We start from the raw sequence: 26,811 nt of genomic DNA on the forward strand, positions 1-26,811 counted from the left end.
GCGTTCAGCGCCGTCGAGCTCAGGGCCAGCACCTGATTGCTCGACAGATTGGCCACCTGATCAGCGCTCAGACCCAGCACCTGCGTCGTACGCATGGCCGCCATCTGGTTAGTCGTCAGACCGGCCAGATCCGCCGTTTCGATAGCGCCGATGGCTTTGCTACCCAGCGCAACGATTTGCGCCGTCGCCAGACTGCCCACTTGCGCCGAAGTCAGCGCGGCCACTTGTGCCGTGCTCAGCGCACCCACAGCGACCGAGTTCAGCGCCACCAGCGAAGCGGTGGCCAGCGAAGTGACCTGATTGGTGCTTAGAGCGCCCACTTGCGTTGTACCGAAGGCGGCGATACCAGCCGTCGCCAGTTGATTCATATCGACGGTTTCCAGTGCAGCGACCGCATTGGCTGTCAGGGCCGCCACCTGTGCCGAGCCCAGCGCACCAGCCTGATTGCTGGTCAGCGCCACCACCTGATTGGTGCTCAGCGCTTTGACCTGAGCGGAATTCAGTGCAGCAATGGCACGGGTGCTCATCGCAGCCAGATCGACCGTTTCAATCGCGCCCACGTTATTGGTAGTCAGCGCAGCAATCTGGGCCGAACCGAAGCCGGAAGCCTGCTCCGTGGTCAGCGCAGCAATCTGCGCCGTGCTGAAGGCATTCAGCGCCGTCGAGCTCAGCGCCAGCACCTGATTGCTCGACAGATTGGCCACCTGATCGGCGCTCAGACCCAGCACCTGCGTCGTACGCATGGCGGCTACCTGGGTCGTGGTCAGACCGGCCAGATCCGCCGTCTCGATAGCGCCGATAGCCTTACTACCCAGCGCAACGATTTGCGCCGTGGCCAGACTCCCCACTTGCGCCGAGGTCAGCGCGGCCACTTGTGCCGTGCTCAGCGCACCCACAGCGACCGAATTCAGCGCCACCAGCGAAGCGGTGGCCAGCGAAGTGACCTGACTGGTGCTCAGCGCAGCCACCTGCGCCGTCGCCAGCGCAGCTATACCTGCGGTCACCAATTGATTCAGATCAACTGTTTCCAGCGCACCCACCGCATTGGCGCTCAGTGCAACAATCTGTGCCGATGTCAGTGCGCCGGCTTGCGTGCTGGTCAGCGCCACCACCTGATTGGTCGTCAGGCCTTTGATCTGGTTCGAGTTCAAACCCAGCAACGCCGAGGTCTGCAGCACGGCCACATCTGCCGTGGCGAGACTGGCAACATTCAGCGTAGTCAGCGCCCCAAGCTGGCGCGAAGAAAGCGCAGTTGCCTGCGAGGTAGTGAGGGCGCCAGCCTGCTGAGAATTCAGGCCGTAAGCCAGCTGGGCCGTGCTCATCACGGAAATGGCGGCAGTCGAGAATGCCCGGATCTGGTCCGTGCTCAGCGCGATCAGATCAGCGGTCGCAATGGAGGCAATCTGGCTCGTATCCAGATTGGCTATTTGCTGGGTGCTGAAAGCAATAAATGGGCTTGGCATTCTCAATCTCCTGAAGGGCACTGCTGCGTTCTGCTCATCGAGCAATCCGGTAACAGGCCGTGCCTGCTTGCGGAATTCTGTTATTGGTTATATTTCAAAAAATTCATCTTGCTGGCTTGCATCACTGCATTTCCCGAGGGTAGCGCAGCACTCACCAAGCCGGTCATCTTGCCTTGCCATAAAGAAACTTGGCTGCTTCAGCGGGCAAAATTACCTGTCGTCTTCGGTATAACGGCTGAATTTCGACTTTCATTAAGTAAACTTTTGATCCGCGCCTAAAATATTTGCCGACCCGCTTACCTAGGCCTTTTCTGCCTTACCCAGCAACAGTTTCCACACGTAAATTATATCCTCAAAACTTTCCAAGAGAAAATATTTTTACGGAGAAAAATCACGCAAGCTGTTGAAATATAATGATTATTTTTTCGAAAACTATCTCCCAATATGATGTGTATCTGCCTACAGAATTGCCATAAATACTATGAATGGCAAACTGCGCAAGCGCACATCAATGACCGCAAACCCGGCCTAACAGTGACCCTGATACATTGTGCCGTGGCGAGGCAAAAGTTGAACTGCGGAAATGCGAGGCTTTTCCGCGCCAAATTAGAAAATTAGTAATTTTCATGCAGGCAAATACCCGTCTTTTCCCACCCTGCTCGCCTGTTTGAATACAGCGCGGCCACGCTATAGTGGCGGCACGTCCTTACCGGTGCCGATAAAGTCCCACGGGCGCAACAGTGATGACGTAAAATTCCCCCACTACTCAGCGTGGCTGCCGACCGGGCAAGGCGCGCAGATCTTTCAGGTCAAAAGGACAGCATGAAGAAAGCGGAACCGATTTTTGTCACCCAGCCTTCCTTGCCCCCGCTGGCGGAATTTATGCCGTATCTGGAGCAGATCTGGGAAAACAAGATCCTGACTAACGGCGGCCCCTTCCACCAGCAACTGGAACAGGCTCTGTGTGACTATCTGGGTGTCGAGCACATTGCGCTGTTTTCGAATGGCACGCTGGCGCTGCTGACTGCGCTGCAAGCCTTGCGCGTTACCGGCGAAGTGATCACCACGCCGTATTCCTTCGTGGCCACCAGCCACGCCATGCTGTGGAATAGCATCCGTCCCGTGTTCGTCGACATCGATCCGCACAGCTTCAATCTCGATCCGGCCAACATCGAAGCTGCGATTACGCCGCAGACCACCGCCATCCTGCCCGTGCATTGCTATGGCCGCCCGTGCGATGTGGACGCCATCCAGAAGATCGCCGATAACTACAACCTGAAAGTGATCTACGACGCGGCTCACGCCTTCGGCGTGCGCGACCAACGCGGCAGCATACTGAATTTCGGCGACCTGTCGGTACTGAGCTTCCACGCCACCAAAGTCTTCAATACTTTCGAGGGCGGCGCCATCATCTGCAAAGATGCCAAGACCAAGACCCGCATTGACCAGCTAAAGAACTTTGGCTTCGTCAACGAAACCACCGTGGTGGCGCCCGGCATCAACGCCAAGATGAGCGAGATGAACGCCGCTTTCGGCCTGCTGCAGCTCAAGCATGTCGATCAGGCCATTGCGCGCCGCCAGATCATCGATCAGGCTTACCGCAGCGGCCTGCAAGGCATCCGCGGTATTCACCTGCCTGCCCCCATGGCTGACGTGCAAGCCAACTATTCCTATTTCCCGATACTGGTGGGTAGCGAGTATGGGCTGTCGCGCGACGCCCTGTACGACAAGCTCAAGGAAGAGAACATCTTTGCGCGGCGCTACTTCTATCCGCTGATTACGGATTTCCCCATGTACCGCGGCTTGCCTTCGGCACGCAAAGATTTGCTGCCGAAAGCCGACCGCGCTGCGGCCGAAGTGATCTGCCTGCCTATCTACCCCACGCTATCGAGCGAAGATGTGCAGCGCGTGATCGCCGTCTGCGCCCGCTACGCCTGAAGCCCGGCGCCGGCGCCGGGCTGGCCCTCGTTACAGGCGGATATCGATCTGGCGGGTGAACGACTGCAGCAGGTTGCCGCCATCCCACACATGACTAAAGTCCAGCGCATGACCGATGCGGGTGATGCGGTCCAGCGCGCGCATCGGCAAGGCCGCCAGATGGGGCGCCAGCTGCGCCCCGTCATAGCCGAACACAGACAGCGTCTGTTCGCGATCGCTCAGGGTACGGAAGAAAGCCGGCACATCGGCAAACTCCTGCTCGTAGAACAGGCCATTACCGCAGTGATAGTGCTTGAGCGCCGATAACGGTGTATTTTCCAGCAGGATGCGGGTAGGGAAGTCCAGCGCTGGCGTGGCCCGGTGCTGCGGCGTGGTGGCCACCATACAGGCAGCGACAAACCGGTCCATTACCATGCCGGCCGAGTTTTCATACTCTTTATGTGCCAGCTGGGCAGCAAACGCAGCCCAGAATCGCTCGCGCGCAGCCGCGCCTTGTTCGGCCGAACCTATCCATGCCACCAGTCGCGGCGAAGAACAGGCTTGCTGGGAGAACCAGATGGTGTCGTTATAGAACTGGGTGCTGAGCTGGGCCAGCGCCTCGGGCGCCAGTGCACACACCGCCGCAGCATCGAGCATGGCAGCGGAGAAGCGGTCCGGGAAGCACAGTTCGCTGGCGGTAGGGCGCAACGGCAGCGCACGGATCTTGTTGACGGTGGCATCGCCGCCCCACACCACGCGCAGATGGCAGTAGCTGGAGATCAGGCTGGTGATCGCATCGTCATGTTCGTAGGTGAAGACGAAAAAGCGCTCGGACAGACCGGCCGTTTCCAGCGTACGGGCCAGCTTGTCGATGATGAAGCGTATCTGCGGCCCCGCTCCGCGTGAGATGCGGATCAGATTGATGTTGCCGCATAACAGGGACAGCAGACTGGAATACAGGAAGACCGAATCGACATTCGAGGGCGCCATGTGGAACACCAGCCCCCGTCCCTGAAACACCGCAGTGGGCGCGCCGCTGAGTTCCTGCTGCAGTTTGCCAATATTGCCGGACTTGAAAAAATTCGCCAGCACGATCAGTTCGGGATAGGCCCGTGCCGCCGGATCGAGCAGGATGGATTTGGCAAAATCCGCCACGAAGCGCACCAGCACGGGATCGAACGGCGTCATCACGGTACGCGCTGCGGCCTCCTGCAGCAGTACCTCGAGCGACTCGGCCTCGCTGCGGGCCGGAAGGAAAAACTGTAGTTTCATCAGAGCTGCCTTACATCGCTGCAGCCACGCAGTTCGGCCGACGCCAGCCGGCCATGTACGTGGAAGTATTTACCCAACCGTCCGCACGGGCAGTCATCCTCGCCCAGCAGCACGCCCAGATCCTCGCTCAGCAGACTGTGCCCCGGATAGCTATACGGCAGCAGACTGAGCACCTGCACCAGCCCCGTTACGCCCACGCCGCACGGCTGGTAGCTGATGGGATCGCGGATGATCACATCCGAATAATTCGACGTATGCAGGTGGCCATGCTCGCATTCCATGTAGATGGAGCCAGTCTGCTCTATCATGCCGTAGTAATTGTGCACATGGGCCAGACCGGCCCTTTCCTGCAGCGTGGCTTTGAACACTTCGTTGGAGACGCTCTCCTCCACCAGCTTTTTCCAGCCGCCGCCATGTACCAGCACGCTGCGGGGACCGAAATCGAACTTCAGTCCCTGCTGCTGCAAAGCCTGACAGAGAAACTTCCACACCACGAAAGTGAAGCCGAACGCGTAAATGCCGCTGTCGCGGTACTTGTCGCAGAAGGCCTGCACAGCCTCCACCTTGAGCTGCATGGCCGGGTCGAGCGCGTAGGCGTGTTCCTTGCCATACATGGAAAAGCCCAGCACACCGGCTGCGCGGGCATTGAATTTGCGCCGGTCGGTGAGGATATCTTCCGCATCGATCACCAGCATGGGGGTACGCTGCTTGCCCAGAAAGCTGGTCATGATGGCACCCAGCACCTTGGTCTGCATGGCCGCATTATCGCGCCCCAGATAGATGCGCGACACGCTCTGGCCGCTAGTCCCGCTAGAGGTCAGGGTCTTGAACACCTGCTCGCGCGGAATGCTCATCAGGTCCAGATGCTTGAACAGGCGCACCGGCAGGAAAGGCAGATCCTGCATGCGCTGGGCCTGTGCCGGTGCACCCAGACTGGCAACGATACGGGCATATTCAGCCGAATGCTGGCGATGGTGTGCGCCCAGCTCGTTCAGCAGGGCCAGCTGCAAGCGGCTTTTTTCTGCCGCCGGCAAGCCATACGGCTGTTCCGGATCGAGCGCGGCAAAATGATCGTAGTAACTCATCAGGAAATCCTTGTGCCTATCCCGTCCATGGCGGCAGCGATCTCGAAATGGTCGCCACTGAACTGCACATAGTCGGTATCGGGATGATACGAGAAAAACGGGTCAGCGTCCGGCAGATAGATGATGGTGGAGGCCGGCGCAGGCACTTCGCGCGCATGGCGGGCGATGGCCTGATCCGCATCCTGCAACTGTTGCACCACCTGCTCGCGCGCGTTGGCAGCCTTGATACGCCCGCCTATGGTGTCAATAAACTGGGCCAGATTGCGCCGCGTGGCACAACGCACGGGACAGATTTCTATGCTGAGCTGGCGGCAGGAAGGCGCCAGCCGGCTGGCGATCAGTGAGCCCAGCGAATGGGAAATCACCGCGGCCACCTGCCCCTCAGCCTGCTGCGCAATAATCTCCTGCACCTGCTGCACATACGCGTCGATCTGACCACTCTGGCCGATCTGGCGATAATCGATATCGAGAATCAGCAGGCGGTAGGCTTTCAGGCTGGCCAGATACGGCAGCCAGTAACCGGAACTGGTGAACAAGCCGTGCACCAGCAGCACTGTGCGGGGCCGCGAGCGGTTGAGCAGGGTGACACGGATCATGCGCCCAGCATGGCCGGGTAAATCACTTCGTCCGCCGCGATCTCCACCAGCGCCGCTTTGCCGACCACGGCATCCACCTGGGCCGGGCTGTAACCGTCACCGGGCCGCTTGAAGGTCAGATCGTCGAGCGTGATCACGCTGCCGGCCGGAATCAGCCGCTTGCTGACCACACTGCGGCGCATATTGGCCCGCTGCGCCAGTTCGGCCTGCGATACAGTGCGGGTGGCAGAGCCCAGCGATTGCCAGGCGGCGTTACAGGCCGTGATCATGGCGCCGAATTCATCCGGTTCCATGGCCATCTGGTTATCCATGCCGATTTTCTTGGCATCGAGCGTGAAATGCTTTTCGATGATGGGCGCGCCCAGCGCTACCGCCGCCACGGGCGTGGCCAGCCCCAGCGTATGATCGGAATAGCCGATCGGCTGCTGCGGATACAACTGACGGAAAGTCAGCATATTGTTCAGGTGGATAGTATCCGCCTCGGCCGGATAGATGGACACGCAATGCAGCACGCACACATTCGGGTTGCCCGCCGCCAGTATGGTCTGTACCGCACGGCTGATTTCTTCCTGATCGGCCATGCCGGTGGACAGGATGATGGCCGAACCCGTGCGTGCCACATGTTCCAGATACGGGAAATTATTAATTTCCATGGAAGCGATCTTGATGAACGGCACTTCGCACTGTTCGATCAGGAAATCCGCTTCTTCGTTCGAATACGGCGTGGAGGCAAACGAAATACCCTGCTGCTTGGCGAACATGGCCAGTTCCTTGAGCTGCTCGGGCGCGAAGGAAAACTTGTCGACAAAGCGCTTAGCCACCGGGTTCTGGCGGTAATAGGTGTTCGAGTACAGCGTGTTGGCCGACCACGACTGGAATTTGACGCAATCGCAGCCCGCCTGCTTGGCCGCGATGATCATTTCCTTGGCCGTTTCCAGCTTGCCGAAATGGCTGGTATTGAGTTCAGCGATGAAATACGGCTTACCGTAGTTCTCGATCACCACGCCGTTATTTAATTTCACGATTACCTCTTACTGATCTATGGGTTCGACGAGCATTTCAGAAAGGAATTGTTCCCTTTCCAGGAAAGGCCATTGGTCTTCCAGCGGACGGCGGACGAATTTACCGGCGCTATTCTTGGCGTGTGACACTTCCACATATTCCTGCGTGTCCTTGCCCATGATTTCGCACAGCACCGGCCCCTCGCTTTGCAGCACCTGGGCTATACCGGCCTGCAAGCCTTCCAGCGTATCGATGCGTACATAGCCGAAGTCGAACAGGGCGGCCACTTTTTCGAAGCTGGGCACGGTGACGCCGTTGCCGGGATCGGTACCGATGGTACGGTTACGGAACAGCTCCTGCTGGCGCCGGCGGATAATCGAATACACATTGTTATTCACCACCAGCAGCTTGAGTGGAATCTTGTGCGCCCGTATGGTTTCCAGTTCCTGCATATTCATCATGAAGGAACCATCGCCCACCACCACCACGGTCTGGCGACCCGCATCGGCCACGCCCAGCACGGCGGGAATGGAAAAGCCCATGGCCCCTTGCGACACGGGATGAATGGCGCGGCGCTGGCCGGCAAAGTCCAGATTCGACGGCAGGATCACTTCGATCAGGCCGGAATCGGTAATCACGATGGCATCATCGGCTAACGCCGAAGACAGCGCCGGCATCAGATCGTACAGGTCGATACGCTCGTCCGAGGCAAAATACGGCTCGCGCGCGAACACGGTTTTCCAGTGCTGGCAGCGGGCCACCCACGCCGCCGTATCGCCGCTCAGGCGCTGCGGACCCAGCCGCTCGAACAGGAAACGTAGATCCTGCACGATCAGACGATCTATCTTCAGCTCATTTTTCTGGTGCTCGTCCTGATCCAGATCGACCACGATCAGGCGGGCATTGCGGGCGAATTTGCACAGGTCCACGCCCGTCGTGATGGACGACAGACGGTTGCCCAGCACCACCACGCAATCGGCATTCTGCACCGCGAAAGCACCGGCGCGCGAACAGCCCATGCTGCCCAGCGAACCCACCGAGAGAGGGCGGCCCAGCGGATAGCAATCGGCCGAACTGGGGGTGTACACCACGGGAATCTGGTTGGTTTCGGCAAACTCGGCAAACGGAGCCAGCATATCGGCCGAGCGTATGCCGGAACCGATCAGCAGCACGGGACGCTGGGCCTGTGCCAGTGCGCTGCGCAGATAATCGATCTCGGCGGCCGGCGCCTGCACGGGGCTGTCCGGCGCGACGAAAGCTGCCAGCTCGTCCGGTTCGATCTGGGCGCTTTGCAGGTCGAGCGGAATATCGATCCAGACTGGCCCCTTCTTGCCCTCATTGGCCAGATAGATGGCCTGTTCCAGCTGCTGGCGGATCTGGCGCGGGTCCGTCACCGTCACCGCATACTTGGTGATCGACTTGACGATCTCGATGATGTTGGCTTCCTGCTGGCCATAGGTGCGCAGCTTGTGGCCCGTGTAGTAAGTGGTTTCCTTGAGCACGTTCTGGCCCGAGATGAACACCACCGGCAAGCCATCCTGATAGGCGCTCAGTACGCCCGTGACGGTATTGGTCGAAGCGCAACCCGTCGATACCAGACACACGGACAGGGCGTTGTGCAACTGCGCGCGCGCCGCCGCCGCATACGCGGCCGACTGTTCGTGGTGGGTACAGACCGGGCGCAAGCGCTTGGACTTGGCCACCGCATCGGTGAGAAACAGCGCGCCCCGCCCCGTCACCAGATACACGGTGTCGGCGCCATGGTCGGCCAGCTTTTCAAAAACGAAATCTGCCAGCCTCATGCTGCACTCTTGGGTTTGAACTGGTCGAGGACATCGGGCACGGCCACCACAAAATCGGCCGAGCAGGCCGGCTCGTCGCCGACAAAGCTCACCGCCGAGCCGGTGGCAATCCCGCGCCGGTACGATTGCAGCGTGGCGTGCACGGTGAGGGTATCGCCGGGCACGATCTTGCGCTTGAACTTGACATTATTAATGCCAAGGAAGTTGGTCTTCTTGCCCCGTAATTCCTCTTTCGACAGGAACGTCATGATAAAGGTCTGCACCAGCGATTCCACCTGGATGAAGCCCGGTACATTGGGTTCATCGTCAAAATGGGCCGGGAAGAACCATTCGTTGTAGGTGAAGCATTTGACGCCGGAAGCTTTTTCGCCCGGTACCACATCAAACACGCGGTCCACAAACAACAGGGGATGGCGGTTGCGCTGGCAAGCCTTGATCCCGTTGATATCGAAATTCAGGGGTTCAGTCATGATCAGATCGTCACGTTGTACTTGGCCAGTATGGTGATGCCCTTCTTGAAGCTGGAGAAGTCGATGATGTCGTCGACGTCCAGTTCGATACCGAACACATCTTCCAGTGCCGCCATCAGCTGCATATGGCCCACGCTATCCCATTCGGCGATGCCCTGATATTCGAGCTGCTCCAGATCACCCGTGTACTGGAAGGATTCTTTGAAAACTTGCTGGTATTTGTCGAGGTTGCTCATCTTATTTTTCCATTACATTAAAAACGTCTGCGATTTTCTTCATTTTGCGGATCAAGCCGCCATCCACATCGGCACGGCCGAAGTGTTCTTCCAGCAGGGCGATCAGCGACAGCGCGGCCATCGAATCCCACATATCGAAGGACGTCAGCTCCGCTTCCGGCTGGATTTCCGACACATCGACTTCGAGCATTTCTGCCAGTAACTGGCTTTTTTCTGCGATATCCATTGTTTTCCCCTTTTATCCTATGATTTTTGCCGGGTTGCCCATCAGTTTAGATTTTTCCAGCACATCTTTAAACACTACGGTTCCTGCACACAGATAACTTTCGGCCGCGATGCGGGTGGAAGGTATCACTTTCGCGCCCGTGCCGACAAAGCTCAGCGTACCGAGCTGGCTGCCGCCGGCCAGATCACAATAACTCATGATGGCACAATAGTCTTCCACCTGTGCATCATGGCCGACGCCGGAGTGGGCATTCATCATGACCCCGTCGCCCAGACTGGCGTTCGCTGCAACGATGCAATAGGCCTGAATCAGGATGGCGGAGCCGAGCCGGGCAAAGCCCGACACCTGCGCCGTCGGATGGATGATGTTGGGGAAGGCAAAGTCGGCGCGGTATTGCTGGTGCAGCTTCTTGCGCACGCCCGCATCGGCGATGCCGATAATCATGGCGGCACGTCCGCGCAAGGCCGCCAGCGCCTCGCTGCCGCCCAGCACGGGCACACCGTTCACCAGCGTGCCGGGGGCTTTTACCTGATCGATAAAGCCCAGCACCTGGTACTGCGTACCCTGGCCGCCGGCATTGATGGTCAGCAGCGTGTCATAAATCTCCCGCCCCAGACCGCCAGCCCCGAAAATCACTACATCCATATTCTGTCCTGTACTATCAAGCTGCTTCGGTGTTCACCAGACTCTTGGTCTCGTTGTGCAGATTGTCGATATTATCGTCGAAATAATCACCGCACAGCCGGACCTGGAATACCTTGGTATGGCGCATGGTCAGCACGCCCACCCCCAGCGACAGGCCGATGCCGAAGCCGCACACAGAGACGGTTTCGCTGACCTCGGCATCGCCATTGCGGGCATAGTGGTCGCAGATGGTCAGCGGAATGGTGGCGGCGCCCGTATTGCCGTAGCGATCTATACTGACCGGCATCTTGTCTTCCGTGATACCCACCCGCTTGGCGATATTCTTCATGATGAAGATATTTGCCTGATGCAGGATGTGGCGGTCGATCTGGCCATAGTCGATGGCGAAATCATTTTTGAAGTCCTTCACCAGCTTGGGTACTTCCGTGATCGAGAAGCGGAACACGTCGGCACCATTCATATAGCCATCGTAATCGCAGCGCGACACGTCAGGCTCGCGCTCGGTGCGCTCGGCCGAACCGATGCGGTGGCGGTAGCCGCCGTAAGGCACGATCAGGCTGCGGTAGCCGGCACCGTTGGTGCGCAGTTTGAAATAAGCCCGCTCGCTGGCAGCCGCATCCTTGTCGATCAGGATGGCCGAGCCGGCATCGTAGGACAGCATCACCAGCCCGCGGTCCTGCGGCGAGCAGTGCTTGCTGACCGTGTCGCCGCACAGCAGCAGCACGCGACGGATGCCGGGGTTGGCCAGATACGACAGCGCCGCACTGATGCCGTAGACAAAACCGGAACAGGCCAGATTAATGTCATAAGCCAGACAGTCCACCGACAGGCCCAGCCGGTCCTGCAGCACGCAGGCGGTGGACGGTGCCACATAATCCGGCGTCTGGCTGACGAATAGCAGGGCATCGATGGAAGCGCGGTCTATGCCCATGCCATCGATGATGGTGTTGGCGGCGTGCAGGCACAGATCGGCCGTGGTGGTGTGCTCATCGGACAGATGGCCCTGTACCACGCCCACGTTCTTGATGATCTTGTCCACCACATCCTGGCCGTACTGGTCAGCGAAATCCTGGCTGGTACGCACCGGCGTGGGCACGCTGCTGGCCATAGCCACGATGCGGTACTGGTCGAACGACAGATTAGCCATATTAGAATACCTTTCCAGTGGGTCCACCACCATCTATCTTGATTTGCGTACCAACGATGTGGCGCGACAGGTCCGACAGCAGGAACTCGATCAGTGCCACGATTTCTTCAGGCTGGGCCATACCATTGAGCTGCAGGCTATCCACTTCCGCTGCATCGGCGATGCCAATACGGCGCATCCAGCGCCGCGTCATGGCGGTATCGACGATGCCGGGCTTGATGGCATTCAGGCGGATACGCTTGGGCGCCAGCTCTTTCGCCAGCACCCGCACTGCCGCCTCCAGCGCCGCCTTGGAAGCGGCATACATGGTCTGGCCCACGCCACCGCCATCGGAAGCGACCGAGGACAGTGCCACCACGCTGGTCAGGTAATCGGCATCCTTCTTTTTGTTGCGCTCGATCTGGCGCACAATCTCGACGAAGGAGTACAGATGCAAGCGCATCAGATAATCGAATTTGTCGTAATTCACCATGCGCAGCGGCACCACCGATTCCATCCCGGCCGCATGGACAAAACCATCGATACGCTCGGGCAGCTGGGCCACCAGCGCTGCCAGCTGGGTGCTATCGGCCAGATCGGCCGGCAGCACCGTGCCGGGCTGCTGCAAACTGCCCTGCAGCTGTGCCAGTGCTTCGGCCGAACGGCCTACCAGCAGCAGCCGGTGGCCCGCCTGATCGAGCTGACGCACCAGCGCCAGCCCGATGCCGGAAGTGGCTCCCGTCACCAGTATGGTCTTCTGGCCGGCTGGGTTAGCTGGGTTAGCTCGCTTAGTCATGGTGCTGGAATTCTTTCCTTATCGGGAGCGCTTCACACTGCCAGCGCCGCATAATCAATCTTGCCATTGCCCAGCCGCGGCAGCGCTGCCAGTGCATGGCAGCGGATCGCCGTGCGGTGCAGACCCAGCTGGCGCGCCAGGAAGGCAGTCAGTTCTTCCGCCGGCTGCGCACCCACATAGGCCAGCCGTAAGGCATCGTCCTGACCGTAGGCGAGGAATTCGTGAGCCGGATAAGCTTGCGCCAGCAGGGCTTCCACTTCGTCGAGCGACACGCGGTTGCCGAAGATCTTCAGGAAGCGCTTGAGCCGGCCGGCGATGTAGTAGCAGCCGTCGGCATCGCGATAAGCTACATCGCCTGTGTACAAGCGCCCCTGCCATTCGTCGCCCTTGGCCAGATCGGCGCGGCAAGTGGCATAGCCTAGTGCCACATTCGGTCCGTAGTACACCAGTTCGCCTTTGACAGCAGCGCCCTCGATGACCTGGCGCTGTTCATCCACCAGCTCGAAACGGCCATCGGGAATCGCCTGACCTATGCTGCCCAGCTTGCGTTCCAGCCATTCGGCAGGCAGATAGGCCATGCGTGCGCTGGCTTCCGTCTGGCCGTACATGACGTAGCAGGACCAGTGTTTTTCCTGCGCCAGCCGCAGCAGATAGGCCAGTCCGTCCGGTCCCAGTTTACCGCCCGCCTGTGTCAGATAGCGCAGGGCAGGCAGCTCGAAACGCTCGAGTTTGACCCGCTTCAGCATGTCGAACGTGTAGGGCACGCCGGACAGGGAAGTGACGGCTTTGTCCTGCAGCAGATTCCAGAAATCGCGGCTGAGCGGAGTCAGCTCGGTCAGCTGGATGGACGCACCCATCAGCAGATGGGTATGAATGATGGACAGGCCGAAGGAATAGCTGAACGGCAAGGTCGTCACAGCCACGTCGCTGGCACGGATATCCAGATAACGGCAGATCGCACTGGCATTGGCCAGCAGATTCTGCCGGCTCAAGCGGACAAACTTGCTGCTGCCGGTAGAGCCGGAAGTGGTCAGCAGCAGTTGCAGTTCAGGATGCAGCGCCAGCGGGGCCGCAGTGCGGCGCCACAGCACATAGCTGCCCAGCCGGTATTCCACGCTGCCGGCGCCGAATTCGGCGCAGCGCCGCTCGGGCAGCCAGATCAGCGCCGGATCATGCTGGTCGATAATGCTTTGCAGGGCCGCGGTTTTCTGGGCCGCATCCACCAGTATGGCTACCTGATTAAATTCTAGGCAGGACAAATAGGCCAGCAGCGCGGAGGGGGTGTTTTCGCACAGGCACAGCACCAGTTGGCGTTCGATGAAATGCGGCTGCATCAGCGCGAGGGTCTGATGCACTTGCTGATAGGTATAGCGCTGACCATCGCCTTCGAGGCAGGGATGGGACGCAAATTTCATGAAATCGAACATGGGACTGTTTGGTCTAAAGGTACGGATCTCGCGTCCGCTCGCCAGCTTCCGCCACAGTCACCGGGGCGGGTTTGCTGCTCTGGCCGCTCTGACTGCTGAGCCATAGTACATCGGCCACCGCAAATCTCCAACTTGGAGTAGGGCGGGAAATCCGCCTCAGTTCCGGCTATGCCGCCGGCGCCACAGCATCCAGCCGCTGGCGGCCAGCAGCACCAGCGCCAGCATATTGATCACCAGCACGGCACTGGCAAACTGCAGCACCCAGCCTATGCTCAGGCCCGCCTTGAGCGACCAGCCTGTGCCGCCCTGCGGCCCCAGCGGATAGTAGCTCAACACCTGTGCGCCGTAGTACAGCAGCGCACCGGCCCAGCCCAGCGCTTTGCCGCGCAGCGCCAGCAGACCCGACACCAGCCCCAGCAGCGCCGCCCCGTACAGCCACGGCAGATCCGCCGCCGGTTGCGGCGTGCCCAGCAAGCCGAGGCAGACACCGAAAGTCAGGCCGCTGTTGAGTACCAGCACGCGTGCCAGCCATTTTTCGAATTCTTCCATCATGCCTGCCTGCTCCCTGCTCTCTGCCCAATGTGTGCGCCATCAACGGCGCCCATCATCCCTTAGCAGGCACAAGCGTGTCAAACCGGCTCCAGTCCGCTCGGCAGGCGTAGCTGGAAATGGCTGCCGATGCCGGCCGTACTGTCGAGGATGACCTGACCGCGCATCATGCGCACCACCATGCTGTGCACGCTGGCCAGCCCCAGCCCCGTGCCCGTCAGGCCCAGCTGGGTGGTAAAGAAGGGTTCGAACACATGCGACAGGTGCTCGGCGGCGATGCCGCAGCCATCGTCGATCCAGTCGATCACCACGGTCTGCTCCTGCAGCGCCGTACGCACCACGATATTGCCGCTACTGCGGCGGGCGAACGCATGCATCAGACAGTTATCCAGCAAATGCTGGAACACGATCTGGCAGGCCCCCGGATAGCCCACCAGCCACAGCTGCTCGGGTATGGCCAGCGTCAGGGTGATGCCCCGTGCCTGCAACTGCGGGCGCCAGTTGTCGGCACAGTAGCGTAGCCGGTCGCTCAGGTCGAAACGGCTGGCCACTTCCTGCGCCGGTTCGCCGGACAGGCTCTTGAAGCGATCCACCAGCTGGCTGATCTGGCATAGCGCCCGGTCCACCAGTGCACCACCCTGCAGTACATCATCGAGCAGGCCATCGAGCTGACTGCGGCGCAAGCTGCCTGTGCTCATGGTCTGCTGCAAATTAGCCGCCTGTGCCGTAATGGCGCTGGCCGCCACCCGCGCATTGCCCAGCGGCGTATTCAGCTCGTGCGCCATGCCCACCACCAGCCGCGACAGTCCTAGCTGCTTTTCCTGCTGCATCAGCGAATGCATGGCCTGCTCCAGCGCCGCCGTGCGTTCGCGCACTTCCTGCTCCAGCCGGTCGTGCGCCGCCTGCAGGGCCGTTTCGGCGGCCTGCCGCACGGCCACTTCGCGCTGCAGGCTGTCCAAGGTCTGCTGCAATTCCTGATTGCGCTGCACCAGCGAATTCTCCAGCACCGTGCCATGCTGGGCCAGCAGCGCATTCTGGTACAGCAGCTGGGGCCGTTCCATCACAGCCGTCAGGGTTTCGCCCAGCGAGGTGGACAGCTCGCGCTTGTAATAGCGCTCCATCGCCACCTGATCGATGGTAGCCTGCAGCGCCTGTTCCAGATGGCCCCAGCGCCGGCCATAGCGGCGGATCGCATACAGGCTGATTTCGCGCAGCCGGCTGGGGTGCAGCGATTCGCGCGCCAGCGTGGCGTCATAGGCCAGCAGATCCTGCCAGGCCTGCTGGCGTTCGCCTTCGGCACACTGGATCAGCAAACGGCACAGGTGCAGCCATGGTTCCCAGTAGCCATCGTTGCCGTATTTGTCGTACACCTGCTGCATGTAATGGCGGCTGTCACTGGTCTGCTCGCGCGTGGCCGACACCACGGCCAGATTCAGCAGCGCCACGCATTCCTGCGATTCCAGCCCGAATTTGCGGGTGCACTGCAGCACCTGCACACGGCGCGACAGGCATTCGCTCCAGTGCTGGTCAGCCTTGACGGGATCACCTTCTTCCAGCGCCAGATAGTAGGACGCCGAAGCCGAGTAATCGAGCAGGGTGGTATAGATGGCAGGGCTGAGGGTATCGCTGTGGGCCAGCATGCTGGCGCAGAACTGGCGCAGTTCCTCGTGCATTTCCGCGCTCAGCATGACGCGGCAGCGCGCCGCCTTCATCTGCACCACCAGTGCCGGTAGCGCGCAGCGCTCGTACAGCTCGGCCGCGCGCGCCAGACTATCGAGTGCCGCATGGTGTAAGCGCATGCGCATCTGCACCCAGTGCAGGGCACGGAAGGCCGCGGCCTGGGCCAGCGGATGCTGCTCGGTCTGGGCCTGCAGTTGCAGCGACTTGGCCGGCATCAGCAGCGCTTCTGCTACGTTTTCCAGATTGGCGGCGCGGTTAAGCAACTGGAAAGCCTCGAATTCCAGCTTCTGCGCCGCGTTCAGTTTCTCCGTCTGCAACTGCTGCAGCACGGGACGCAGATGCAGCATTTCATGACCGGACAGGCATTCACGCAGTTTGCGCAACTGCAACTCCGCTCCGGCGGCTGCCGCAGCAGAGGCGGCAGTCACTTGCGGTGGACGGATTTCAGAAGCTGACATGACAAGACCCTGTAGCGCACTGGCGCCTGGATCGAGTATCCCATGAAGTGGCTTGCAACCAAACAGCCATGCGCCTGCCAGCTAGGCCAGTGTTGCTATTTCGCAGCTAACATAGCAAATCGGCAAAATGTCTTTCAGGACAAGGGCTTAGGGCTTCTCCACTTGCGCTCAAGGGCGGCACGGGTGCCATTCAGGACGATGGCAGCAAAGCCCCGGTTGAACAGCTGGCGCGCCTGCTCGCCCTGCGGATGCAGGCTGCTGAAGCCGATGTAGGAACCCTGCGGCGTGCTGGCAAAGCCGAACACCACCTGCTGCACCCCGGCTCTGGCGATCAGGGCGTCATCGTTCTTGAATTCATCCATCATGCTGACCACCAGATCGATGTGGCCCACTGCCAGCTTTTTCAGATTAGTTTCCTCCGAACGGGCTTCGAGCAGATGGATGCCGCGTTGCGTCAACTGGCGCACTTCGGCCGGATATTCATAGCCATTGACGATGCCCACGCGCAGGCCCGGTTTCAGCTCGGCCAGCGATTTCGCTGCCACCGGACGGCTGGCATGGTAAAAGAAGCGCGGATAGGCATAGAACAGGGGCAGGCCGGACAGACGCACCTTGCCGGCCAGTTCGGGCGCATCGGACATGCTGAGGCAGGCTGCCACGGCACCCGACATGACATATTTTTTGCAGCGGGCATATGGCACCACCGTCAGCTTGACGGGCGTGTCCACGGCAGCAAACGCCGCCAGCACCACTTCGTTGGCATAGCCGCTGCCGTCCGGATTGGACATGGGCGAGGCCGCATCTTCCACCATGATCTCGATGGGGGCGGCAGCCCGCGCCGGCAGACCGGCCAGCCCTAGCCCTAAGCTCAGCGCCAGCGCCGGCATGAGCGCAAGCCTGCTCCGCCCATATAGGGAAACACCAGTTTGCAACAAATGACGCGCGCGATTTAGCATGCGGTCATGGTAGCGTAAATTGCCCGCGCCAAGTGCCATGCGCGCTGCAAGTCTGACGCGGCTACAACGCTGCGGCGGCAATTTTGGTGGACAAATCGCGCCAAACCCGTCAGATTGGATGGGCCTGCGCTGGTATCGCCCCGAGCTTGCGATATGCTGCCCCGCCGGTGTAATTGCATACAGCGAGATTCCATGCGTTTGATCACCTCTGCCCGTCAGCGTTTCATCCTCTCGGTCACGACACTGTATGTCGTCGGCGCACTGCTGTGGATATTCCTGTCCGACCAGTTGCTCGCGGCCTTCACGGACATCCAGGCGCTGGTCTGGCTGTCCACCGCCAAAGGGGTGTTCTTTGTGGTCACCACGGCCGCGCTGTTCTTCTGGGGCCTGAAGTCGGTACCGGCCAGCGACGCGCCCGCCAACCTGACCCTGATCAATGCCCTGACCAGTGGCCTGAGCATGCAACGGGGCCGCTGGCCCATGTATCTGGTGGCCGCCACCATCACGCTCAGCACGCTGGCCCTGCATCTGGCCTTGGCCACCCAGCGCGATCCCATGCTGATCCTGTTCATGCTGCCCATCGTACTGAGCGCCACACTGGGCGGCATGGGGCCGGGCCTGCTGGCCACGGCGCTGGCCGCCATCAGCACGGAATACTATCTGATCCCGCCCACCTTCGACTGGCATGTGGGCAATCCCGACATCCTGCTGCAATGGGCTTTCATGCTGGTCAACGGGATCGCCGTCAGCCTGCTGAGCGAAATGCTGCAGCAGGCCATCAACCGCGCGGAAGCCAAGCGCCAGTTGCTCGATGCGGTGATTTCCGGCACGTCCGACGCCATCTTCGTCAAGGACCTGCAGGGCCGCTACCTGCTGGCCAATCAGGCCACGGCCGGTTTTCTCGGCCGCCCCGTGCAGCAGATTCTAGGACAGGACGACTATGCCCTGCTCGATAGCGCCTCGGCGCAGGTGATCAAGGACAAGGACCACGCCGTCATGGCCAGCGGCGCCATCCAGTCGCACGAGGAACATCTCACGCTGCCGGACGGCAGCGTGCGCGACTTCTCCGTCACCAAAGGCCCTATCCTCAACCATCTGGGCCAGATCGGCGGCCTGTTCGGCATTTCGCGCGACATCACGGAAGTCAAGCAGGCGGAGCTGCAGAACCGGCTCAACCAGCAGCGCTTCGAAATGGCCATCGAAGCCACCAGTGACGGCCTGTGGGACTGGGATCTGCGCACCGGCAAAGTCTACCGTTCACCCCAGTACTATGCCGTCACCGGCTATGTGGCGGCGGAAGATACCCACGATCTGGCCTTCTTCAAGCGCTTGATCCATCCGGACGATCTGCCCCATGCCATGGCCGCCGTGGATGCCCACCGGACCGGCCATGCGGCCGGAATCGATTTCGAATTCCGTTTGCAGACCCGTAGCGGCGACATCAAATGGATGCATACGCGCGGCCGCGCCACCGAGTTCAACGCCGATGGCACGCCGGCCCGCATCGTCGGCATCCTGTCCGATATCAGCGACAAGAAACACGCAGCGGCGGCCCTGCGCGAACAGCAGCAACGCCTGTCGCGCGTGATCGAAGGTTCGGATCAGGGCTATTGGGACTGGAATGTGCAGACCCAGCACTTCGAAGTCAGCGCACGCTGGGAAGAAATGCTGGGTTACCGTCCCGGTGAAATGAACGTCGGGCTCGACAACTGGAGCACGCTGGTACATCCCGATGATCTGCCGCGTGCGATGGCCTCGATCCAGCGCCATCTGAGCGGCGCCAGCACCAGCCACGAGGCCGAATTCCGCATGCGTACCAAGCAGGGCGGCTGGCGCTGGATACTGACCCGTGGCCGCATCGTCCAGCACAGTGCCGACGGCCGGCCCCTGATCATGTCCGGCACCCATACCGATATTACCGACCGCAAGCAGTTCGAACTGGCCCAGCGTGAAGCCAGCACAGTCTTTGAAAGCAGCTACGAAGGCATCATGGTGGTCAATGCGGAACTGCTGATCACCAAGATCAACCCCGCCTTCACCCGCATTACCGGCTATACGGCCGGGGAAGTCATCGGCCGCTCGCCCAGCATCCTCTCGTCCGGCCAGCAGGACCCGGCCTACTACCGCGCCATGTGGGAATCCGTGCTGCAGAAAACCTTCTGGAGCGGCGAAATCTGGAACCGCCGCAAGAACGGCGAGCTGTATGCGGAACTGCTGTCGATTACCGCCGTACGCAATAGCGGCGGAGAAATCGAACACTATGTGGGCGTGTTCTCCGATATCAGCCAGCTCAAGGCGCACGAAGCGGAGCTCGACCGCATCGCCCATTACGATCCCCTCACGGGCACACCCAACCGCCGCCTGCTGACCGACCGGATGGAACAGGCGATCGCCCGCGCCACCCGCAGCGGCCGCACGCTGGCCGTGTGCTTTATCGACCTCGACGGCTTCAAGCAGGTCAACGACCGGCTGGGACATGCAGCCGGCGACGCCCTGCTGGTAGGCGTGGCACATCATCTGCAGCACATGCTGCGCAGCGAAGACACGCTGGCGCGGCTGGGCGGCGACGAGTTCGTGGTGCTGCTGTCGGATATCGCCACGCCGGAAGAATGCATGCTGATACTCGACCGTGTGCTGCAGGCGATCACCCGCCCGGTACAACTGGAGGGCGAGGCCATCAGCGTCACCGCCAGCATAGGCGTGAGCCTGTACCCGACCGATAACTCCGATGCCGATGCGCTGCTGCGCCACGCCGATCAGGCCATGTATCTGGCCAAGGAAGCAGGCAAAAACCGCTACCACCTGTTCGATCCGGAAGCCGACCGGCAGGTGCAGGAACACCGCCGCGTGCTCGATGCCATCCAGCAGGCGCTGGAACACGACCAACTGGTACTGCACTACCAGCCCAAAGTACACCTGCGTACCGGCCAGCTAGTGGGCGTGGAAGCGCTGCTGCGCTGGCAGCATCCGGAGCAAGGCCTGCTAGCGCCGGCACAGTTCCTGCCTGCCATCGATGGCAGTCCGCTGGAGCAGCCAGTGGGCGAATGGGTACTGCGCGCGGCACTGGCACAGGGCGCCCGCTGGGCGCGGGCCGGCTGCCCTACCAGCATCAGCGTCAACATCAGCGCCGACCACCTGCTGCATGGCGGCTTCGTCAGCCATCTGCAAGCGCTGCTGGCCGAACATACCGACATGCCGCCCGAACTGCTGGAACTGGAAGTGCTGGAAACGGCGGCACTGGCGGATATGGAACAAGCCATCGCCATCCTGCTACGCTGCCGCGAACTGGGGGTGCACTTCGCGCTGGACGATTTCGGCACCGGCTATTCCTCGCTGACCTATCTGCGCCAGCTGCCCGTCGATCTGCTGAAAATCGACCAGAGCTTTATTCGCGACATCCTGATCGATCCCGATGACCGCGGCATCGTCGAAGGCATCATCCGGCTGGCCAGCGCCTGCCACCGCAGCGTGATCGGCGAGGGCGTGGAAACGCTGGAACATGGCGCCGCCCTGCTACAGCTGGGTTGCGAACTGGCGCAGGGCTACGGCATCGCCCGCCCCATGCCGGCCGACCAGCTATTCGACTGGCTGGCGCGCTGGCAGCAGGAACAGGCCTGGACCCGCCTGCCCGCATGGTCGCCGGCCGCCTGACATCACCGGCCGACGCTATCGCACTACACTCAGGACTGGAAATAGGCGGGCAAGGCCAGATCGGCCAGCAGGCCGGGCGCCGCCGTGTGCCAGCCCAGTAGCGCGCTGGTACGGGCGCTACTGGTGGGCATGTGCAAGCCGGCAAAGCCGGCAAACCATCCGAAGTGTTCGGGGCCCCGTTCGGCCACAGGCAGGCCCAGCCCCTGTCCGATGGCCGTGGCGATCTGGCGGAACGGAATGCCGCTTTCGTCGATCGCATGGTAGACCGGCTGCTGCACGCCACTCTCCAGCGCCAGCCGGTACAGTAGCGCCGCATCTTCACGGTGTACGGCGGGCCAGCAGTTCTGGCCATCGCCCAGATAGGCCGACACGCCGGTCTGGCGCGCCAGATTGATCAGGATGCGCATGAAGCCCTGATCGCCCACGCCATGTACGCTGGGGGCCAGCCGCACCGTGGCGGCGCGGACACCCTGCTGTGCCAGTTCGCGCGCGGCGGCCTCGGAGCGGCGCGGATAGCCGGGCGGATCGGCCGGAAGATCGGCCTCCGTGGCGGGCCGTCCTTGGGCCAGATGGGCCACGCCCGACGTCACCAGCAGCGGCTTGTCGCTGCCGGCCAGACCGGCGCCCAGCGCGGCAATAGCGCGCTGATCCTGTGCGCAGTTGTCCGCAAAGCGCGAGAAATCGTGATTAAAGGCCGTGTGGATCACCGCATCGGCCTGCGCTGCACTGTGCTGCAGCAGCGCCAGATCATCCAGCGTGCCCAGCACGCTGCCCGCGCCTATCGCCGCCAGTGCGGTAGCGCCCGCGCTGCTGCGTACCAGCCCCGTCACCTGATGACCGCCATGCAGCAATTCGCGCACCACCGCCGAACCTACCCAGCCGCTTGCTCCCGTTACCAGTACCTGCATGATATTTCCCTTCAAATCGTAGAAGGGTGTACTATCGCTGGCTCTCTTATGCTGGTAAATAAGAGACTTTATACAGGTATAACCATTAACAGGATCGCCATGCCGACCGACCAGCTCACGCTAGGGACCTATCTGAAAGACCGGCGCCAGCGGCTCGATGCCGTGGCACTGGGCTATGGCTGCAGCCGGCGCCGCACGGCCGGCCTGCGCCGTGAAGAAGTAGCGCAGCGCGCCCACATCAGCGCTACCTGGTACACCTGGCTGGAACAGGGGCGCGGCGGAGCGCCTTCACGCGCCGTGCTGGAACGGCTGGCGGCGGCATTGCTGCTGACCGAAGTGGAGCGCGAGCACCTGTTTCTGCTGGCCTTCGGCCATGCCCCGGAAATCCGCTACCAGCCGCAGGACGGGATTACCCCGCGCCTGCAGAAAGTGCTCGATGCGCTAGCTAGCAGTCCGGCCCTGATCCGCAGCGCCACGTGGGATGTGCTGGCGTGGAACCGCGCGGCCTGCGCCGTGTTCGTCGACTATGCGGCGCTGGCCCCTGCGCAGCGCAATATGCTGCGGCTATTCTTCCTCAATCCGGCCGTGCGCGCAGCCCAGCCGGACTGGCACGCTGTGGCGCGCTACGTGGTGCCCGTGTTCCGTGCCGATATCGCCCGCGCCGGCGCCACCGAAACCACCCGCGCGCTGGTAGATGAACTGTGCCGCGAGAGCAGCGAATTTGCTACCCTGTGGCGTTCCAACGAAGTGCTGGAATTCGGCGAAGGGCAGAAGCAGCTCAACCACGCGCTGGCCGGCACTCTGGCACTGGAATACTCGACCTTTGCCGTCGATGGCCGGCCCGACCTGTCACTGCTGGTCTACACGCCCGCCGACCCACGCAGCCTTAGCCGCATACAGGCGCTGATGGATCGCAGCGAGCAACGATTAACCCCGGCATTACACGAAGAAAGCAGATAGACATGGGCAAAGGCAGACTGGAAGCATTCAGCGATGGCGTCATCGCGATCATCATCACCATCATGGTGCTGGAACTGAAGGTACCGCATGGCACCAGTCTGGCGGCACTGGAACCGCTCTGGCCCGTATTCTTCAGCTATGTGCTCAGTTTCATCTACGTGGGCATCTACTGGAATAACCACCACCATCTGGTCCACACCGTCAGCCATGTGACAGGCGCGGCGCTATGGGCCAATCTGCACCTGCTGTTCTGGCTCTCGCTACTGCCGTTTGTCACCGGCTGGATGGGCGAGAACCATTTCGCCGCGCTGCCGCTGGCCGCCTACGGGCTGGTGCTGCTGATGTGCAGCGTGGCCTATTTCATCCTTGCCAGCAGCCTCGCCAGCCATAACCCTGCCCTCAAACAGGCACTGGGTAAAGACCGCAAAGGCAAGCTGTCGACCCTGCTGTACGCGGCCGGTATTGCTCTCTCATTCATCCAGCCCATGGCCGGCTTCGCTGTGTATGTCGGCGTGGCCCTGCTATGGTTCATCCCGGACCGGCGCTTCGAGCCAGCCTGAGCACCAGATCAGCAACGCTCGCTAGTTGCAGGATGCAATTAACAAAAAAGCATTTTTATCTTGTTATCCCCGCGCAACACTCCGTACAATGTGCTTTTTAGACAAGATCGGAGTGCGGCATGAAGGGAATTTACCGAACCGGACTGGTACTCGCCATCAGCAGTCTGGTACTTAGCGCCTGCGGTGGTGGCGGCGCTAGCAGCAGCCCGTCAACGCCCGTCGTTCCCCCTGTTCCGCCGGTGCCACCTGCACCGACTGTCACCGTTACCTCCGGCAATATCAACCGCGTGCAGGCAGTCAATACCAGCCTGCACATCGAAGTCTCGGCACAGACGGCCAACTTCACTCCGGCAGGCACGCCGTATGCCAGCGCCAGCGATAGCGACGGCTTGATGCAAAGCGCCGTGGCGGTGACGGCCGGCAGCAATGGCAATTACACTTTTGCGCTCGACACGCAGGCCACCAAAGCCAGCGGCCACTACACGGGCAAGCTGACCATCAAACTGTGCAGCGATGCCGCCTGTGCCACGGCACTGGCCGTGCCGTCCATCAGCGTGCCTTACGACGTGACCGTGCACGGTATGGACAACGCCTGGCCCGGCGACAAGCTGACCGCGCTGGTGCCGTGGGATGGCGTGGCCGACTGGTCCACCTTCCAGGGCAATAACGCCCACACCGGCTATGTGCCGGTCGAAATCAAAGTCGACCAGATGCAGTTGCGCTGGAAGCGCGGCGCCATCAACAACAGCAATAGCGGTTACAACGCCGGCATCTCGCCGCTGGTCACCGCGAATGGCCGCTACTATGCCAGCGGCGACAAAAAGCTCACCGCCTATCAGGAAAGCGATGGCAAGGCGCTGTGGTCCTACGATACCAGCGGCCTGCGCTACCCCAATGCCAATCCGCCAGCCATCGATAAAGGCGTGGTGTACTTCGCCGCCGGCCAGCAGGATTCCACCTATCTGATCGGACTGGATGCGCTGGATGGCAGCGTGCGCATGAAGTCCGCCATGAGTTCGCAATGGAGCAACTACCTGCCGCCTATCGTGCAGGACGGTGCCATCTATGCCAACTCCGGCACGTATGGCGGCATTTACGGCTTCGCCAGCAGCGGCGACCGGCTATTTTTCCAGAGCCTGTCGCAAACTTCCACCTGGTCGCCAGCCTCGGATGGGCGCAGTATTTTTGCCTACACAGGCGATGCACTGACCATCTTCGAGCCCAAGACGGGCGCTGTACAAACCACTATCCGCGATAGCAACTTCACCAATTACGTCTACGAAGTGGGCGGCGCTGCCGTGGTGGGCGCCAACGGTGGCGTGTATGCGGCGGCCTACGCCAATGGCTATCTGAACGGCGGCGGCATCGGCAATACGCTGATGCGCTTCGATACGGCCAAAGGTTTCCTCGACTGGCGTGTGGCCGGCGTCTACCGCGTCACGCCGGCCTATGCCGACGGCGTGCTGTACGCCCCTAACTTCAATCCCTACCGGCTGGAAGCCCGTGCGGAAGCGGATGGCAAACTGCTGTGGTCATGGGTGCCGCCGCTCGGCGGCGAGGTGAGCTTCCATGCCTCGCCCGTGGTGACGAAAAACCTGCTGTTCATCAGCACCAACCTGAATACCTATGCGCTGGATCTGAAAACCCGCAAAGTAGTGTGGAGCTATCCGGCGGTGGGCTATCTGGCCATCAGTGCCAGCGGCCTGCTGTACATCCAGAGTCCGGATGCGCTCGTCACCGTCAACCTCAAATAACATAGCGCTAACACCTAACGCCAGTGCGCGCGTGGAAGGCGGCGCGGCGGCGAGTAGAGCTGCCGCAACCGCCGAACGACGCGTCAGGCCAGCGCTTCGGCAGGACCGAAGAACTCGTAACGGGCTTGCGCCTCCGGCACGCCCAGTTCAGCCAGTTGCTGGCGGATGGCTTTCATGAATGGCTTAGGGCCGAGGAAATAGGCATCCACATCGCGCGTTGCAGGCAACCATGCCGCTAGCTGCTGCGCCGTCAGATAGCCGGTGGCATGGGCGTCTTCGGAGGTGTCCGCCGTTTCGTAGCAATAGAAGCGCTGCAACTGCGGATGCTGTGCTGCCAGCGCATCCACCTGCTGGCGGAAGGCATGCACACCGGCGTGACGCGCCGCATGGATGAAGTGCACGGGACGCTTGGTGCGCAATGCCGTGGTCAGCATGGCCAGCGTCGGCGTGATGCCGACGCCACCGCTGATCAGCACCAGCGGCTTGTCGCTATCCGTCAGCACGAAATCACCCGCGGGCGGGAACACCTGCAAGCTGCCGCCAACATCGAGCTGATCGTGCAGATAGTTCGACACCGCACCACCCGCTTCGCGCTTGACGCTGATGCGGTAATCAATGCCATTGGCTTCGGCCGACAGCGAATACTGGCGCCGCAGCGGGCTGCCCGCCACCTCGACTTCGATGCCGATGTACTGGCCCGCCAGATGCCGCACCACCTTGCCGCCATCGGCCGGTACCAGCACGAAGGACGTGATTTCTTCGCTTTCCACCGTCTTCTGCGCTACCTTGAACGAGCGCGCCCCGCGCCAGCCGCCTTCGGCCGCCGCATTCTGCTGGTAGATCTGCTCCTCCGCGCCGATCAGGATATCGGCCAGCTGGCCATACGCCGCACCCCATGCGGCCAGCACGTCGTCGGTCGCCACTTCCGCTCCCAGCACTTCGCGGATCGCCTTCAACAGCGAGGCGCCGACGATGGGATAGTGCTCGGGCAGTATCTGTAGCGACACGTGCTTGTTAATGATGGTGGAAACCAGCGGCCCCAGCGCCTCCAGTCGTTCGATATTTTTCGCGTACATCAGCACGGCATTGGCCAGCGCGCGCTGCTGCTTGCCCTCCAGCTGATTGGACTGGTTAAACAGCGGCTGCACCTGCGGGTAATCGCGGAACATGGTCTGGTAAAAATGCCGCGTCAGGGCTTCGCCGCCCTGTTCCAGTATCGGGACGGTGGCGCTAATAATGGCTTTGTGTTCTTTGCTCAGCATGGGAATGACG

The 26,811-nt window shown here is 61.2% G+C and carries 22 protein-coding genes and 1 pseudogene; 5 read left to right on the top strand and 18 right to left on the bottom strand.

Annotated elements, in window-relative coordinates; translation table 11 throughout:
• Positions 1-1,463: pseudogene (locus ABNT42_RS00065) on the bottom strand (heme utilization protein); the annotation flags it as partial.
• Between the two features lie 822 nt (positions 1,464-2,285).
• Here ABNT42_RS00065 and ABNT42_RS00070 point away from each other — a divergent pair.
• On the top strand, positions 2,286-3,401 hold the full coding sequence (locus ABNT42_RS00070) for a DegT/DnrJ/EryC1/StrS family aminotransferase (RefSeq protein WP_348692370.1): 1,116 nt from the start codon (positions 2,286-2,288) through the stop codon (positions 3,399-3,401).
• Between the two features lie 30 nt (positions 3,402-3,431).
• On the opposite strand, the gene ABNT42_RS00075 is transcribed toward ABNT42_RS00070, so the two are convergent.
• The 15 genes from ABNT42_RS00075 to ABNT42_RS00145 form a co-directional block, all read right to left on the bottom strand.
• Positions 3,432-4,652 (bottom strand): acyl-CoA reductase, encoded by a 1,221-nt coding sequence (locus tag ABNT42_RS00075; RefSeq protein WP_348692372.1) that lies wholly within the window; start codon positions 4,650-4,652, stop codon positions 3,432-3,434.
• A complete protein-coding gene (locus ABNT42_RS00080) occupies positions 4,652-5,737 on the bottom strand; it encodes an acyl-protein synthetase (protein ID WP_348692375.1) in 1,086 nt (361 codons plus the stop codon). The genes ABNT42_RS00075 and ABNT42_RS00080 overlap by 1 nt, the downstream gene beginning before the upstream one ends.
• Positions 5,737-6,333 (bottom strand): alpha/beta hydrolase, encoded by a 597-nt coding sequence (locus tag ABNT42_RS00085; RefSeq protein ID WP_348692377.1) that lies wholly within the window; start codon positions 6,331-6,333, stop codon positions 5,737-5,739. Before ABNT42_RS00085 ends, ABNT42_RS00080 begins: the two co-directional genes overlap by 1 nt.
• Entirely contained in the window at positions 6,330-7,355 is a 1,026-nt protein-coding gene (locus ABNT42_RS00090; RefSeq protein WP_348692380.1) for an N-acetylneuraminate synthase family protein, read from the bottom strand. Before ABNT42_RS00090 ends, ABNT42_RS00085 begins: the two co-directional genes overlap by 4 nt.
• Before the next feature lie 9 nt (positions 7,356-7,364).
• Positions 7,365-9,137 (bottom strand): thiamine pyrophosphate-binding protein, encoded by a 1,773-nt coding sequence (locus ABNT42_RS00095; protein WP_348692383.1) that lies wholly within the window; start codon positions 9,135-9,137, stop codon positions 7,365-7,367.
• The gene (locus ABNT42_RS00100; RefSeq protein ID WP_348692385.1) at positions 9,134-9,607 is read right to left on the bottom strand and encodes a 3-hydroxyacyl-ACP dehydratase FabZ family protein; all 474 of its coding nucleotides are present in this window, start codon (positions 9,605-9,607) and stop codon (positions 9,134-9,136) included. The genes ABNT42_RS00095 and ABNT42_RS00100 overlap by 4 nt, the downstream gene beginning before the upstream one ends.
• 2 nt (positions 9,608-9,609) lie before the next feature.
• Positions 9,610-9,843 (bottom strand): acyl carrier protein, encoded by a 234-nt coding sequence (locus tag ABNT42_RS00105; RefSeq protein WP_348692388.1) that lies wholly within the window; start codon positions 9,841-9,843, stop codon positions 9,610-9,612.
• Between the two features lies 1 nt (position 9,844).
• Positions 9,845-10,069: an acyl carrier protein gene (locus ABNT42_RS00110; protein ID WP_348692391.1), complete on the bottom strand. Its 225-nt coding sequence runs from the start codon at positions 10,067-10,069 to the stop codon at positions 9,845-9,847.
• Between the two features lie 12 nt (positions 10,070-10,081).
• Positions 10,082-10,714, bottom strand: a complete 633-nt coding sequence (locus tag ABNT42_RS00115) for a NeuD/PglB/VioB family sugar acetyltransferase (RefSeq protein ID WP_348692393.1) — start codon at positions 10,712-10,714, stop codon at positions 10,082-10,084.
• Between the two features lie 16 nt (positions 10,715-10,730).
• Positions 10,731-11,861, bottom strand: coding sequence for a ketoacyl-ACP synthase III (locus tag ABNT42_RS00120; protein WP_348692396.1), 1,131 nt, complete (start codon positions 11,859-11,861; stop codon positions 10,731-10,733).
• Position 11,862: 1 nt separating this feature from the next.
• Positions 11,863-12,636 carry an SDR family oxidoreductase gene (locus ABNT42_RS00125; RefSeq protein WP_348692399.1) on the bottom strand — a complete coding sequence of 258 codons (774 nt, stop codon included), beginning with the start codon at positions 12,634-12,636 and terminating at the stop codon, positions 11,863-11,865.
• Between the two features lie 32 nt (positions 12,637-12,668).
• Positions 12,669-14,051, bottom strand: coding sequence for an AMP-binding protein (locus tag ABNT42_RS00130; RefSeq protein ID WP_348692402.1), 1,383 nt, complete (start codon positions 14,049-14,051; stop codon positions 12,669-12,671).
• 168 nt (positions 14,052-14,219) lie between these two features.
• Positions 14,220-14,615 carry a hypothetical protein gene (locus tag ABNT42_RS00135; protein WP_348692405.1) on the bottom strand — a complete coding sequence of 132 codons (396 nt, stop codon included), beginning with the start codon at positions 14,613-14,615 and terminating at the stop codon, positions 14,220-14,222.
• Between the two features lie 77 nt (positions 14,616-14,692).
• Positions 14,693-16,750 carry an ATP-binding protein gene (locus tag ABNT42_RS00140; protein ID WP_348692408.1) on the bottom strand — a complete coding sequence of 686 codons (2,058 nt, stop codon included), beginning with the start codon at positions 16,748-16,750 and terminating at the stop codon, positions 14,693-14,695.
• Positions 16,751-16,884: 134 nt separating this feature from the next.
• Positions 16,885-17,637 carry a transporter substrate-binding domain-containing protein gene (locus ABNT42_RS00145; protein WP_348692411.1) on the bottom strand — a complete coding sequence of 251 codons (753 nt, stop codon included), beginning with the start codon at positions 17,635-17,637 and terminating at the stop codon, positions 16,885-16,887.
• Positions 17,638-17,898: 261 nt separating this feature from the next.
• Between ABNT42_RS00145 and ABNT42_RS00150 the strand changes: the two genes are divergently transcribed.
• The gene (locus ABNT42_RS00150; RefSeq protein WP_348692413.1) at positions 17,899-21,357 is read left to right on the top strand and encodes an EAL domain-containing protein; all 3,459 of its coding nucleotides are present in this window, start codon (positions 17,899-17,901) and stop codon (positions 21,355-21,357) included.
• A gap of 29 nt (positions 21,358-21,386) precedes the next feature.
• On the opposite strand, the gene ABNT42_RS00155 is transcribed toward ABNT42_RS00150, so the two are convergent.
• Positions 21,387-22,265, bottom strand: a complete 879-nt coding sequence (locus ABNT42_RS00155) for an SDR family oxidoreductase (RefSeq protein ID WP_348692415.1) — start codon at positions 22,263-22,265, stop codon at positions 21,387-21,389.
• A 93-nt stretch (positions 22,266-22,358) separates the two neighbouring features.
• Here ABNT42_RS00155 and ABNT42_RS00160 point away from each other — a divergent pair, with 93 nt between their 5' ends.
• The 3 genes from ABNT42_RS00160 to ABNT42_RS00170 all read left to right on the top strand — a co-directional run bounded on the left by ABNT42_RS00160 (position 22,359) and on the right by ABNT42_RS00170 (position 25,539).
• A complete protein-coding gene (locus ABNT42_RS00160) occupies positions 22,359-23,225 on the top strand; it encodes a helix-turn-helix transcriptional regulator (RefSeq protein WP_348692772.1) in 867 nt (288 codons plus the stop codon).
• A 2-nt stretch (positions 23,226-23,227) separates the two neighbouring features.
• Positions 23,228-23,785: a TMEM175 family protein gene (locus tag ABNT42_RS00165; RefSeq protein ID WP_348692418.1), complete on the top strand. Its 558-nt coding sequence runs from the start codon at positions 23,228-23,230 to the stop codon at positions 23,783-23,785.
• Between the two features lie 119 nt (positions 23,786-23,904).
• Positions 23,905-25,539, top strand: a complete 1,635-nt coding sequence (locus ABNT42_RS00170; protein ID WP_348692420.1) for a PQQ-binding-like beta-propeller repeat protein — start codon at positions 23,905-23,907, stop codon at positions 25,537-25,539.
• An 83-nt stretch (positions 25,540-25,622) separates the two neighbouring features.
• Here the strand turns inward: ABNT42_RS00170 and hmpA are convergent, their stop codons facing one another.
• Complete coding sequence (gene hmpA / locus ABNT42_RS00175) at positions 25,623-26,801, bottom strand: NO-inducible flavohemoprotein (protein WP_348692422.1); 1,179 nt, start codon at positions 26,799-26,801, stop codon at positions 25,623-25,625.
• Positions 26,802-26,811 lie beyond the last annotated feature (10 nt).

Source organism: Duganella fentianensis (assembly GCF_964031615.1).
GTDB classification, from domain to species: domain Bacteria; phylum Pseudomonadota; class Gammaproteobacteria; order Burkholderiales; family Burkholderiaceae_D; genus Rugamonas; species Rugamonas fentianensis_A.

Excerpts from the sequence above, each read along its gene's own strand:
- ABNT42_RS00100 (WP_348692385.1), bottom strand. The coding sequence starts at position 9,607 with ATGACTGAACCCCTGAATTTCGATATCAACGGGATCAAGGCTTGCCAG.
- ABNT42_RS00070 (WP_348692370.1), top strand. The coding sequence starts at position 2,286 with ATGAAGAAAGCGGAACCGATTTTTGTCACCCAGCCTTCCTTGCCCCCG.
- ABNT42_RS00140 (WP_348692408.1), bottom strand. The coding sequence starts at position 16,750 with ATGTCAGCTTCTGAAATCCGTCCACCGCAAGTGACTGCCGCCTCTGCT.
- ABNT42_RS00085 (WP_348692377.1), bottom strand. The coding sequence starts at position 6,333 with ATGATCCGTGTCACCCTGCTCAACCGCTCGCGGCCCCGCACAGTGCTG.
- ABNT42_RS00110 (WP_348692391.1), bottom strand. The coding sequence starts at position 10,069 with ATGGATATCGCAGAAAAAAGCCAGTTACTGGCAGAAATGCTCGAAGTC.
- ABNT42_RS00145 (WP_348692411.1), bottom strand. The coding sequence starts at position 17,637 with ATGCCGGCGCTGGCGCTGAGCTTAGGGCTAGGGCTGGCCGGTCTGCCG.
- ABNT42_RS00170 (WP_348692420.1), top strand. The coding sequence starts at position 23,905 with ATGAAGGGAATTTACCGAACCGGACTGGTACTCGCCATCAGCAGTCTG.
- ABNT42_RS00150 (WP_348692413.1), top strand. The coding sequence starts at position 17,899 with ATGCGTTTGATCACCTCTGCCCGTCAGCGTTTCATCCTCTCGGTCACG.
- ABNT42_RS00155 (WP_348692415.1), bottom strand. The coding sequence starts at position 22,265 with ATGCAGGTACTGGTAACGGGAGCAAGCGGCTGGGTAGGTTCGGCGGTG.
- ABNT42_RS00120 (WP_348692396.1), bottom strand. The coding sequence starts at position 11,861 with ATGGCTAATCTGTCGTTCGACCAGTACCGCATCGTGGCTATGGCCAGC.
- ABNT42_RS00115 (WP_348692393.1), bottom strand. The coding sequence starts at position 10,714 with ATGGATGTAGTGATTTTCGGGGCTGGCGGTCTGGGGCGGGAGATTTAT.
- hmpA (WP_348692422.1), bottom strand. The coding sequence starts at position 26,801 with ATGCTGAGCAAAGAACACAAAGCCATTATTAGCGCCACCGTCCCGATA.
- ABNT42_RS00125 (WP_348692399.1), bottom strand. The coding sequence starts at position 12,636 with ATGACTAAGCGAGCTAACCCAGCTAACCCAGCCGGCCAGAAGACCATA.
- ABNT42_RS00130 (WP_348692402.1), bottom strand. The coding sequence starts at position 14,051 with ATGAAATTTGCGTCCCATCCCTGCCTCGAAGGCGATGGTCAGCGCTAT.
- ABNT42_RS00080 (WP_348692375.1), bottom strand. The coding sequence starts at position 5,737 with ATGAGTTACTACGATCATTTTGCCGCGCTCGATCCGGAACAGCCGTAT.
- ABNT42_RS00095 (WP_348692383.1), bottom strand. The coding sequence starts at position 9,137 with ATGAGGCTGGCAGATTTCGTTTTTGAAAAGCTGGCCGACCATGGCGCC.
- ABNT42_RS00105 (WP_348692388.1), bottom strand. The coding sequence starts at position 9,843 with ATGAGCAACCTCGACAAATACCAGCAAGTTTTCAAAGAATCCTTCCAG.
- ABNT42_RS00075 (WP_348692372.1), bottom strand. The coding sequence starts at position 4,652 with ATGAAACTACAGTTTTTCCTTCCGGCCCGCAGCGAGGCCGAGTCGCTC.
- ABNT42_RS00165 (WP_348692418.1), top strand. The coding sequence starts at position 23,228 with ATGGGCAAAGGCAGACTGGAAGCATTCAGCGATGGCGTCATCGCGATC.
- ABNT42_RS00135 (WP_348692405.1), bottom strand. The coding sequence starts at position 14,615 with ATGATGGAAGAATTCGAAAAATGGCTGGCACGCGTGCTGGTACTCAAC.